General features: G+C 36.2%; 12 protein-coding genes, 1 tRNA gene and 1 pseudogene. 9 read left to right on the top strand and 5 right to left on the bottom strand.

The window, feature by feature from the left end; all coding sequences use genetic code 11:
• Positions 1-57 precede the first annotated feature (57 nt).
• The 7 genes and pseudogenes from ACU1LP_RS18500 to ACU1LP_RS18470 all read left to right on the top strand — a co-directional run bounded on the left by ACU1LP_RS18500 (position 58) and on the right by ACU1LP_RS18470 (position 6,068).
• Positions 58-2,142, top strand: coding sequence for a VirB4 family type IV secretion system protein (locus ACU1LP_RS18500; RefSeq protein WP_445737015.1), 2,085 nt, complete (start codon positions 58-60; stop codon positions 2,140-2,142).
• A gap of 34 nt (positions 2,143-2,176) precedes the next feature.
• Complete coding sequence (locus ACU1LP_RS18495; protein ID WP_445737014.1) at positions 2,177-2,758, top strand: conjugal transfer protein; 582 nt, start codon at positions 2,177-2,179, stop codon at positions 2,756-2,758.
• 2 nt (positions 2,759-2,760) lie between these two features.
• Positions 2,761-3,606, top strand: a pseudogene (locus tag ACU1LP_RS18490) (hypothetical protein).
• 44 nt (positions 3,607-3,650) lie between these two features.
• On the top strand, positions 3,651-4,277 hold the full coding sequence (locus ACU1LP_RS18485) for a conjugal transfer protein TraK (RefSeq protein WP_445737013.1): 627 nt from the start codon (positions 3,651-3,653) through the stop codon (positions 4,275-4,277).
• Positions 4,278-4,295: 18 nt separating this feature from the next.
• Positions 4,296-5,243, top strand: a complete 948-nt coding sequence (gene traM / locus ACU1LP_RS18480) for a conjugative transposon protein TraM (RefSeq protein ID WP_445737012.1) — start codon at positions 4,296-4,298, stop codon at positions 5,241-5,243.
• 14 nt (positions 5,244-5,257) lie between these two features.
• A complete protein-coding gene (locus ACU1LP_RS18475; protein ID WP_445737011.1) occupies positions 5,258-5,917 on the top strand; it encodes a DUF4138 domain-containing protein in 660 nt (219 codons plus the stop codon).
• Between the two features lie 52 nt (positions 5,918-5,969).
• On the top strand, positions 5,970-6,068 hold the full coding sequence (locus tag ACU1LP_RS18470; RefSeq protein WP_445737010.1) for a hypothetical protein: 99 nt from the start codon (positions 5,970-5,972) through the stop codon (positions 6,066-6,068).
• A gap of 205 nt (positions 6,069-6,273) precedes the next feature.
• Here the strand turns inward: ACU1LP_RS18470 and ACU1LP_RS18465 are convergent.
• Positions 6,274-6,347, bottom strand: a tRNA-Met gene (locus ACU1LP_RS18465).
• A gap of 132 nt (positions 6,348-6,479) precedes the next feature.
• Between ACU1LP_RS18465 and ACU1LP_RS18460 the strand changes: the two genes are divergently transcribed.
• Both ACU1LP_RS18460 and ACU1LP_RS18455 read left to right on the top strand, forming a co-directional pair.
• The gene (locus tag ACU1LP_RS18460; RefSeq protein WP_445731057.1) at positions 6,480-6,869 is read left to right on the top strand and encodes an START-like domain-containing protein; all 390 of its coding nucleotides are present in this window, start codon (positions 6,480-6,482) and stop codon (positions 6,867-6,869) included.
• Positions 6,870-6,988: 119 nt separating this feature from the next.
• On the top strand, positions 6,989-7,831 hold the full coding sequence (locus tag ACU1LP_RS18455) for an aminotransferase class IV (protein WP_445737009.1): 843 nt from the start codon (positions 6,989-6,991) through the stop codon (positions 7,829-7,831).
• On the opposite strand, the gene ACU1LP_RS18450 is transcribed toward ACU1LP_RS18455, so the two are convergent.
• From ACU1LP_RS18450 to ACU1LP_RS18435, 4 genes are all read right to left on the bottom strand, one after another.
• Positions 7,828-8,388, bottom strand: a complete 561-nt coding sequence (locus tag ACU1LP_RS18450; RefSeq protein WP_445737008.1) for a YqgE/AlgH family protein — start codon at positions 8,386-8,388, stop codon at positions 7,828-7,830. The two genes, ACU1LP_RS18455 and ACU1LP_RS18450, sit on opposite strands and share 4 nt — an antisense overlap.
• 134 nt (positions 8,389-8,522) lie before the next feature.
• Positions 8,523-8,795 carry an HU family DNA-binding protein gene (locus tag ACU1LP_RS18445; protein ID WP_117178369.1) on the bottom strand — a complete coding sequence of 91 codons (273 nt, stop codon included), beginning with the start codon at positions 8,793-8,795 and terminating at the stop codon, positions 8,523-8,525.
• A gap of 190 nt (positions 8,796-8,985) precedes the next feature.
• Entirely contained in the window at positions 8,986-9,933 is a 948-nt protein-coding gene (gene fmt, locus ACU1LP_RS18440; protein ID WP_445737007.1) for a methionyl-tRNA formyltransferase, read from the bottom strand.
• Positions 9,930-11,834: a RecQ family ATP-dependent DNA helicase gene (locus tag ACU1LP_RS18435; RefSeq protein ID WP_445737006.1), complete on the bottom strand. Its 1,905-nt coding sequence runs from the start codon at positions 11,832-11,834 to the stop codon at positions 9,930-9,932. The genes fmt and ACU1LP_RS18435 overlap by 4 nt, the downstream gene beginning before the upstream one ends.
• Between the last annotated feature and the right edge of the window lie 84 nt (positions 11,835-11,918).

Here is an 11,918-nt window from a genome sequence, read left to right as displayed (position 1 = left end):
GTTAATAAAATTACTTAAATTGTTAATGAAGCACTGTTTTATGCAAAACCGATATATTTGCTACTGATTAGTTACAATAAATCCTTAAACGCCTCCAAGTTTACCAATCCCTTTAGAAACATAGAAAAAGGGATTCACAAGCACATGGATCATCATCTTCAAGAGTTTATCAATGCCGTAAACGATGCTGTCTCTTTTATTAATAACAGCCGCAGGGTGTCCCTGAGTCCATTAAAGCCAAGCGACATCATCCATATGACCAACACCTATTTTAATGGGTTTAATGAAGGTTTTGATACCGATATCCAGCTTAAAAAATCAGATATAGAAATTGGTGAGAACCACTTTGATGTACTGGCAGTCAATAGTGAAGGGTGTTTTGGTGATGTAGTACAGAGTAGCAAGACCAATGATAAGTTTACCTCAGATGATTTTGTGTTCCACCAAGGCTTTATGGATGGTTTGGGATTGAACCTCAATGAAAACCATATCATCAATCAAATCATCTATTTGGATGATAAGCACAAATGGCGTAAACTTCTGGAGAAGAAAATAGAAGAACTCAACAAGAGTTCCAATTTTGGGACACAGAATAAAGTCATCCTAAAGAAGATTGAAGACATTGTTACTAAAATCAACGAGGACGATTCGTCCAGAATTATTCGAGGCCATCTAAACATGGTCTTCTGGTCTCAGGAAGCCCGAGATCTAGGAAGCATAGCTTCTAAGATTAAAACAGAATTTAAGGAACTCGATATAGTACCATACTACCCAAAAGGGGAAGAGCGGAAACAGTATTTTTTGAACTCCTACCCATGCTTCGCTTCGAATTTCTCCAATGAAGACCTATATGTTACCGATTTGAAACACGCCCTTTGTCTTTTCATAAACAATACCAATTATAAATCGGATGCTACAGGCATCATATTTAACGATAGGCAACATAACATTCCCGTACTCAAAGATGTCTGGGACGAACAGAAGAAACGCATCAAGGCACGAAACTTTGCCATTTTCGCACCAACAGGAGAAGGTAAATCGTTTTTAGCCAATAATATACTTCGGCAATACTTCGAGGCCGACGTTCGGCTGGTCATTATCGATTTAGGAGGTTCCTATTCCAAATTTGCAAAGCTCTATCCCGATGACCATATCATTCTAAGATATGAGCAAGGGAAAAATCTGGGTATCAATCCCTTTTATATAACAAATAGTGACGATGTTACCCCAGAGAGGTTGGAGGATTTGGCCATATTCCTTTTGGAGCTGTTGGCTTCAGGACAGGAGAACACCAAAGGCGAAGAAGTCGCTATTAAAAAAGTGATCAGGTATTACTACCAAAATGGTAGTAATGATACCCATTCCTTAGCTAGTTTGTATCAGTTTGTAGATGATAAAAAGGATACCCTTCTAAAAGATCTTCAGATACAGGAACGACATTTTAATCTCTATGATTTTCTGCATATTCTTTCGGAGTATGTTAATGATGGGCTTTACAGCTTCCTTTTTAATGTAAGCGAAGACCAGACCTTTAAGATAGAGGACAAACGCATGATAGTCTTTGAACTGGATGAAGTCAAGGACAATAAAGAAATCCTATCTGTGATGTTGAAGCTTATCAAATCTGCCATTCAGCGCACCATTTGGAGAAACAAAGCGGAAAGAGGTATTATTCTTTTTGATGAGTTTGCCAAACAGCTCAAATTCAAAAATGTACTGGAGAGCGTTGAGTTCTACTATCAGGCCATTAGAAAACAGAACGGAGCGATTGGGATTATTTTGCAATCCATCAATCAATTACCTAATAATTCGACATCGGCAAGTATTTTGGAAAATACTCAGGTGATTTACAGTCTCAAAAATGAGAAAGGCTATGAAGAAATAAAAAACAGATTGAGTCTGTCAAGCCATGATTTGAATCAATTGAAATCCATAAGGAATAACCTGACGGGAAAGCGAAAATACACCGAGATGTTTATCAAGATCGGCAAGGAAAGCAACATTTTTCGATTGGAAGTCCCTAAAGAAGTCTTTGCAGCCTACCTAACAGACGGCACAGAAAACGAGGCCATAATGACCATTTATAAGCAAACCCAAAATATGGAAACAGCAATAAAAACCTTTATCAAAAAACAGCCATAAGCTGCTGTAGTATTAACATTTAAAACTTAAGAAAATGAAACACAACATCAAAATTCTAGTATTAGCGCTGACCTTTGCGTTATTAATGCCAGCAGGCGCTGCCTGCCAAGGGATGCCTGTTTATGATAATACCAATTTTATAAGTTTGGCTAAATCACTGGTAGAATCGGCAAAACAAACCTCAGAACTCTTAAAAACGGTCAGATTTTTAAAAGAACAAAAAGAGCGTATCGAACAGGTCAGCAATGTTATCAAGCAACTCAAAGCTGTCAAGGAACTTTATAGAAACAACCAGAAACTTTATAATATGGTACAAAATGATTTAAGGGGCATCCTTAACTCGCCATATATAAAAGTTGATGAAATCAACCGTGTGTCCGAATCTTTTAACACCATCATAGAACGTTCTGTAGAGGACTTGGATTTTGTAAGTCAGATATTGTCCAGTAACAATCTTAAAATGACCGATGCGGAACGCGCTGTATTTCTAAAAGAAAAAGAATTACGTTCCAAAGAAATGGTAGCGGAAATCACCCAGAAAACGAAACGCTATCAAGAGATTATATCCTTCAGGGAAATGCAGGGCAAAATCAATAACAGAGAAACCAATTATTGATTATGGCAGGTATCTTTTTAGGAATAGGATTGGAATATGTGGATGCAGTTTTTACCACTATTAAGAACAGTGATTTTTCACAATATACCATTACGGGCATGAAAACCTTGGCGGTATTGTTTTTTCTGATCAATATCCTAAAATAATACAATGAAGGTATTGCTAATAATGAGGGCTATACGTGGGGATTGACGCCTTCGGAACTGGCAAAGAATTTTGCGGTCGTTATTCTCGTATTATTCTCCACCCAGGTTTTAGGGGTCTTTGATGCTATACTGGTCGCCATAGAATCACAATATAGGGACACGGCTCCGGCACTCCTTCCACTTCAGATGCAAGATGTGGATTTGGAACAGGATGTGAGTGCCTTGGAAGCCGCCACAAAAGCAATGTCCTTACTTTATGAAGCTTTGGTAACGCCATTGTTTGGGTTAAAGGTCATAGCCTTTATCATGGGACTGTTCCTATGGTTGTTGGATTTGTTTATTTACCCTTTGTTTCTTGCTGAACGCTATTTTCTGTTGGGCATTATGCAGGCTTTTTTCCCCTTGGTCATCAGTCTTGCGGTATTTGAAAATTTCAGGAATCTGGCTTATAATTTCTTTAAGCTTTATACAGGTGTGTATATGCTGGTTCCTGCCTTTTTTCTGGTCAATGTATTTGTGAACAATCTCTACACTGAGGTTAATACTAATTTTTGGTCTACGCTTTTCGGAACGGATTGGGGTAGTGAGCTCTTTGCACCAGTCATCCAATTGGGGTCCATTGGGTTTGTGGTACTGCTGAAATTCAAACTCTATAAAAAAGCGACCTCATTCGTTTTCAAACTCTTCTCAGGCGGTGCCTAAGGCACATTTGGCAAAATAATAATCGATTTTATATCAATAATAAAATGAAAACAAAAACACCTTATAAAAACATTTATACCATATTAAAGCTAAACCGTTTTATTGTTCTTTCGGTTGTCATAGGAGCAACACTTACCTGTGTGGTCTCGGTTTTTCTTGTAGTAAAACTGCATAAGGAAACTGTTAATAATGCCTTTGCAATCAGTACTGAAGGAAGCGTGATTCCTTTAAAATTAGTCAACCAACAAGAAAATTTGGAAGTGGAAGCCCTGGCCCATTTGGAACTTTTCCATAAGTGCTTCTATCATATCGATGCCAGTAATTATGAAAAACATTTGGAGAAAGCCTTGTGGCTTGGAAATAGTTCCGTGGATGCTTTGTACAGACAGAAAAAAGCCGATGGGGTCTATAACCGATTGTTGCAGTACTCCTTGGTGCAACGGGTAATATCCATCATTTCTAAAGTGAACATACAAAAAAAGCCCTATGCGTTTGAGACCACTACCATTTTTGAGGTCAACCGAGGATCGATTACCGATACCTATGAACTTATGACCACCGGAAATCTGATCCATGTGGATAGACATTTTCCCAATAACACCCATGGTCTGCTCATTACCAATTTCTTTGAAAGTAGCCTGCGAAAAACAGATGATTACGAATCCCAATAAAACCAAATTAACAACAAGATGAAACTAGAGAAAAATAAAATAGTGTTTGCTGCGGTACTGTTATGTATCGTACTATTTGTAGTTGGGTATGCCTTTTATCTTATGGGAGATGATGAAGCTCCAGCCATACAGAACAATCAAATTCCAATACCCGAATTGGAGAATGAGCAGAAGGAATATCAATCAAAATTGGATGCCATAAACGATTTAAAGGAAGTCAGGCAAACCAATGCGCCCAGTATCTATGATGAACGCCTATTGGATTCCACCGGGGTTTATGACCCTGATTTATTGGATAAGGAAAAGATGCGCATGGTGGATAGTATTTATAAAAATGGACGTATGGATTATACGGCAGGTAATTATAATAATCTTGAGCCAAAAGAACCTATCCCAATTGTAAAACCTAAAACAGAATCTGCATTACCAGAAATAGATCCAAAAGTTTCAACTAAGGAATTGGGTTTGGAGCAACAGCTCTTTTTTGCATCAAACCCTCAAAAGGAAGCTTCAATCACAAATAAAGACCAGGAGATATTAATACCAGTGATTGTTGATGGTACACAAACGGTAAAAGCAAATTATCGCTTGCGCATGCGTTTAATGAAGGACGCTGAGATAAACGGCTTTTTAATTCCCAGAAACACATTGATTTATGGGTTTGTAGGTTTTCAGCCCAATCGAGCGATGATTAACATTGACAATATCAACCACCATCCTACAAAACTAAAGGCCTTTGATTATCAGGATGGTAATGAAGGGATTTATGTGGAGAACAGTTTTCGAGCCGATGCAACCAGGGAAGTGGTTGATGATGTGGTCCAGGATATCAATATCGCAGGTCTGCCACAAGTGGGTGGCGTCAAAAAGATATTTCAGCGTAACAATAGAAATATTAAAGTAACCGTATTGAATAATTACAGATTAATTCTAAAAGTCGATAGTCAAGTCAATAATCGACAATAATTAAAAAGAATAAGATGAAAAAACAATTTTTAATTTTTGGTATTTTATGTACAGCAAGTGTTGTTAATGCACAGAATCATATGGTTTTAGATACTATTTACGCCAACAACAAAAATAATGTCGCATTATTCTTTCCCAATACCATTCTACAAGGGATTACGGGTTCAGATAATTTTGTGTTTACTTATAATAGGGAAAAAGGACAGTATTTTGGATTGCTTCAGGCAAGCCCAGGAGAGGACAGTAACTTACTGGCGATAACCAATGATGGTCAAGTCTATGCTTATATTTTAAAATATGCAGATACCATATCTAGGTTAAACCATTTTATCTCGGAAACTGAAAGCATTGGGAATGAAAAGCCCATATTAAAATCCAAGAAAGCTGATACTGTTATTAAAGAAAAAGGAGATAATGTAGCTTATTACAATCGATTTAGTGAATATCTTTTACAATTAAAATATGAATCCATAGCAACAAAACGAAAAAAAGGAATCGTTTTAAAACTATTGAAACTAAAATACCATAAAAACGAAGTCTATATGGTTTTGGAAATAAAGAACAGATCCGGAATTGATTTTGAGATGGATTATCTGAATTTTTATAGGGTTAATGCTAATAATAAGCAAAAGGCCTCGTCACAAAGATTAAAACAGGATGTAGCTTATATATAAGTATAAAATCCCAAAAACTGTTTCAAATGGCAATGTTGAACGATTCGTTTATGTGCTTCCTAAATTTGTGTTGGGAGATAATGAGAAGCTGGAAATTGAACTGATGGAGCAAAAGGGGGGTAGGAGTCTCTTTTTGGAAACTAAAATTTAATAATTCCTGAAATTTTCAATTTTTTTAATAAACAGATGAAGTATGTTTTTAATCAAATCCCTTGATATTATTCAAATTCTAATGATTAACACCAAATAGAAACAAAATAAATAATAATTTTTCAAAACCAATCATTGTTGTACCTATGTTGTACCTAAAACAAAAACCCAAGACCTAAATCTTGGGTTTGCCTTTATTTACCTTGTAGCGAGAGGGGGGCACGATCCCCCGACCTCCGGGTTATGAATCCGACGCTCTAACCAGCTGAGCTACCTCGCCATAATTTAAGGCTGCAAATATAAAAACAATATTATTCTCTACAAACATAAGTTGTGTAAATTATTATTAAAAATTGTTGCTATACTTATCAATTAATGTATATATTGGGAACTCAAAATTTTCACGATACTTATGGACGAAAAAGTTAAATATGAAATTGAATTTACTATACAGGCATCACCTCAATTAATCTATCAATATATCTCAACACCTTCTGGTTTGTCAGAATGGTTTTCGGATAATGTGAATTCAAGAGGCGAGCTGTTTACGTTTATTTGGGACGATAGTGAAGAAAAAGCAAAATTGATAAGCAAAAAATCTGGCGAGCGCATTAAGTTTAGATGGATAACAGAGGAGGATGACCAAACCTCTTATTTTGAGATTAAAATCCAAGTTGATGAAATAACAAAAGATGTATCATTGATTGTAACCGATTTTGCCGAGGAAGATGAGGTAGAAGAATCGAAAATGCTTTGGGAAAATCAAATTTCCAGTTTAAAACAAGTATTGGGTTCAGCCTAATTGAAAGAACTCTTAGAAGTTTCCATTGAAATTGTCATTCCCGTGAAAACGGGAATCAAAATAAAGAATTTAAATTATATTTGTCCCGTTCACAAAAATGATGTGAACGGGACTTTTTTATGACAAATTTTAACGGCACCATTTCAAATCAAGAACACCAATTATCCATTCAAAACAGAGGCTATGCCTATGGCGATGCCCTTTTTGAAACCATAAAAGCATCCCACGGCAAACTATTTTTTTGGGAAGACCATTATTTTAGGCTCATGGCGTCCATGCGTATCATGCGTATGGAAATCCCCATGAATTTTACTATGGAATTTCTTGAAGAACAAATTCAAAACACATTAAAAGCATCAGATTTAGATAAAGCTTCAGCACGCGTTAAATTGTTTGTGCACAGAAACGAAGGTGGATTGTACTTGCCTACTACAAACAATATCAGCTTTATAATCAGTGCAAAGAAAATGGAGGGCGATTTTTATGCAATCAATGATGATTTTTATGAAGTCGATTTGTTTAAAGATCATTATGTGTCACCTAGTTTGTTATCAACCTTAAAAACGAACAACAAGGCGTTGAATGTAGTTGGTAGTGTTTATGCTAAAGAAAATAATTTGAATAATTGTTTGATTTTGAATACCGATAAGCATGTTGTGGAGGCATTAAACGGAAATATATTTGTTGTTAAAGGAAATTTTATAAAAACACCTCCCATGAGCGATGGTTGTTTAAAAGGGGTAATGCGAAAGCAGATTATGGATGCTTTAAAAGGTATGCCGGAATATGAATTTATAGAAGAATCCATATCGCCATTCGAACTTCAAAAAGCAGACGAGCTATTCATTACCAATGTGATTGTAGGCATTCAACCTATAACCAAATACAGAAAAAAGTTATTCAACACGGAGGTGTCCAATAAGTTACTTCAAAAAATAAATGTAAAATTACGGTTGGGCTAGTTGTAGTTTGGGTTTTCGGGGGCATTGCTCCATATACTGTAATGGTCACCAAACTCTAACATTTTTTCTTTCCAAAACGTTTCGTAGTTTTTTTCGATGATTTGGTTTTTATAGACATTTTCAGTCACCACCCACGAGTTGGTTTTTAGCTCGCTTTCCAATTGATCGGCTTCCCAACCCGAGTAGCCAAGAAAGAATTTAATATCATTTTCACTAATAATTTTTTTGGCAATAAGTTCTGCCACCTTATTAAAATCACCTCCCCAAAATATGCCCAAAGAAATTTCAATACTGTTCGGAATTAAATGGGGCACTTTATGGATAAAATATAGATTATCCTGTTCCACAGGCCCTCCGTTGTAAACCTTAAAAGTAGCTTCAACTTCAGGAACCAAATCATTGATAGTATAGTCCAAAGGTTTGTTCAGAATAAAACCGATAGAGCCTTCTGTAGAATGATCTGCTAGCAAAACAATAGATCGGTTAAAAGAAGTATCGCCAATTATGGTAGGTTCGGCAATCAATAAATTTCCTTTTTTGGGCGTTATGGTAACCATACTCGTTAGAAATTAGTGACTAAATCTAATATTATTTTATTAAAAAAGCAACTCTTTTGTTAATAAATAAAAAAATGCCTTCTCACGATAGCTATCGTGATAGAAGGCATTTTGATATAAAAAGGTGTAAATAATTAGTTTACAGCGTTTGATAAATCTGCTCCAGCTTTAAACTTTACAACTTTTTTAGCTTTAATTTTTATAGTAGCTCCTGTTTGTGGGTTTCTACCTTCTCTTGCAGCTCTTTTAGAAACTGACCAAGATCCAAATCCTACTAAAGAAACGCGGTTACCTTTTTGTAAAGCTCCTTCAATTTCAATAAGCGCACATTCTAATGCTTTTTTTGCAGCCGCTTTTGTAATTCCAGCGTGTTCTGCCATGGCATCGATTAAATCTGTTTTGTTCATAATAAAAATTTTAATTATTAGTAAATTGGTTAAACATTCTGTTAAATCCTATTACAAATTTATACGGATTATGCAACCACACAAGCAATAGCAAGGGAAATGCACGGTTTTGTTGATAAAAAGCTGCTTTTGTTAATAAAGAATGCTTGTTTTGTCGATGAAATTTTTTAATATCAAAGCCCACAAGGATTTAAAGCATTTTGGCATCTGCTCCAAAGGTATAGCCATTTAATAATGAAACCACATCCATCATACGCCTCCCAGGAAGCTTTAATTCCTTAATAATGATGTAACCATTTGACACCGATACTTTTAACTCTTTTTTTGTTGAAACAATGGTTCCGATGGGTTCATTGTGTGCTGTTTTTTCTTTTTCAGCCTTATAAATTTTTACATCCAAAGTGTCGTTTCCATTGATTAACGTACACCATGCTGCTGGATACGGACTCAACCCGCGAATTAAGTTGTAGATGTTATCCAAAGAATCGTTCCAATTAATTTTGCAATTGTCTCTGTCTAGTTTATAAGCGGTTCTAATATCAGATGATTCTGTTTGCGGAATCGTTTTAACATGGTCTTTTTTGATTAAATCTGCTGTGTTTATAACCAATTTGCTTCCAAGGTGCATCAATTTGTCGTGTAAGCTTCCTGCGTTTTCTTCTGGATGTATCTCGATACTTTCTTGAAGAATCATGTCGCCCGTATCAATTTTTTCATCAATAAAGAAAGTGGAGACCCCTGTTTTTGTTTCACCATTTATGATGGCCCAATTAATGGGTGCTGCCCCACGATAATTTGGTAATAACGATGCATGCAAGTTAAAGGTGCCAAATTCGGGCATTTGCCAAACTACTTTTGGCAACATTCTAAAAGCAACTACAATTTGAAGATTGGCTTTTAATGCTTTCAGTTCGTTTAAAAAACCGCCATTTTTTAAATTGGTAGGCTGTAAAACAGTCAGGTTTTGTGATACGGCATATTGTTTTACGGCACTTTCATTTAGTTTTTGGCCGCGTCCCGCTGGTTTATCGGGGGCAGTTATAACACCTACAACATTATATTTGTGTTCTATCAACCTTTTTAAAGTGGCTACGGCGAAATCGGGCGTACCCATAAATATGATTTTTAAATCCCTCATAAATGACTCAATTTATATGTGTTTGTTGGTGTTATTGTTATAATATCGTGTTCCAAAAGCAATTTTAAAATGTTTTTTAATTCGGCATCGGTACAATTTAAAGCAGCTATCATAGCTCTGGAAGATTGATCGCCCGTTTCCAACAATTCGATAATACGGTTTTTAATGCTGCTAACTTCTTGAGGTTTTACTGTTTTTTTAGCGCTTGTGCAAACCGAACACATACCGCAAGGTTTGGTATCTTTTTCGCCAAAATAGGTAAGAAGTTGCACACTTTTACACACCGAATCGTTTTCTACATATTCCAGCATCGCTTTAACTTGCTGCTGTTTCAGTTTGTTTTGTTGTTCGATTATGGATGCAATTCGGTTGATGGTTTTATCATCTTCGCGAGGTTCTATAAAGGTGACTTGGGCATCGGTTTTGGCTAAATTCAACGTGATTATTTGGTCGCTTTCCAATTGCAAAAGGATTTTTGTAACGCTATTTTCGTTGGAAGATGCTTTTTCAGCAATCTTAGCTAAATCAATTTTGGTGTCGTGGTCAAAAATACCACCGTACATTCTTAAAATGGATTTCACTATTAAATTGAAATTGGAATGTGTTTCCAAATAATTAAAAAGTGATGCACTCGATATGATGAATTGTGCGGAGACTTTATTTTTGAATTGTTTTGATAAGGTGATGACACTATTTCTATCCAACAATAACAAGGCGTTATACGATAAAATCGGACTGAAATTATAGGTTTTGCAGAAGCTGTTAAAGTCAAAATCAAATGTTTCGTATTCGCCTTCCCCATAAGAAACTTGGAAGTAGCTGCACAGTTTTCGGTACACTTGTTTTACAAAATCAACCGTTGGCAACACGTTTAAAAACTGGTTTTTCACCAACGCTTCGTCGCTGTTGTTTTTAAGAATAACGGCAAAAGCTTTTTCTCCGTTTCTGCCAACACGACCCGCTTCCTGAAAATAGCTTTCAATACTTTCGGGCAAGTTTAAATGGATGACGGTTTTAACATCGGGTTTGTCAATTCCCATTCCGAAGGCATTGGTGGCAACCATCACTTGTTTTTGGTTTTGTAACCAAAGCGTCATGTTTTTGTCTTTTTCAGCATTTGGTAAACCGCCATGGTAATAGGTTGCAGAAATATTTTTTGATTGCAAAAAAGCACTAAGGTCTAAAGTCAGTTTTCTGTTTCGAACATAAATAATAGACGATTCTTTATATTTTTTTAAAATGGTTTCAATGCGATAATATTTATCGTTTTCATGGTACACCATGTAGCCCAAATTGGGTCTGGAAAACGATTGTTTAAATATTTTGGGTTGAATAAAATCGAGCTCTTTTATAATATCTTCTACTACATCGGGTTTTGCCGATGCTGTTAAAGCCACCACATTTACCGTGGGATGTAATTGTCGTAAAAGAGCTATATTTTTATAGGCAGGCCTAAAATCGCTGCCCCATTGCGAAATACAATGCGCCTCATCTACCGCAATTAAGTTGACGTTCATTTGCCTGATGCGTTCTTGTACGAGTTCCTGCTGTAAACGTTCGGGCGATAGGTAAAGAAACTTATAATTGCCATAAATACAATTATCCAAAAGCGTGTCCAATTGGCTGTAAGTAATGCCACTGGTCAGCGCCATGGCTTTAATGCCTTTATCGTTAAGTTGCTGAACTTGGTCTTTCATTAAGGCAATCAATGGCGAAATAACCACGCAAATACCTTCTTTTGCTAAAGCAGGAATTTGAAAACATAAGGATTTTCCGCCACCTGTTGGTAGCAGCACAAACGTATCTTCCCCTTCAATGATCGCATTTATGATGGACTCTTGTTCGGGGCGGAACTCGGTAAAGTTCCAATAACGTTCCAATATGTTTATGGGTTGCTCCATTTATAGCTTTAATTTATCTTAAAAATCCACCTGCTTTGCAGGTGGTAATGTTCTGATGGCTATGCCTTATATTTGTACCATGAG

It is taken from the genome of Mariniflexile sp., from assembly GCF_052728615.1.
This window is presented reverse-complemented; position numbering and strand designations above follow the sequence as displayed.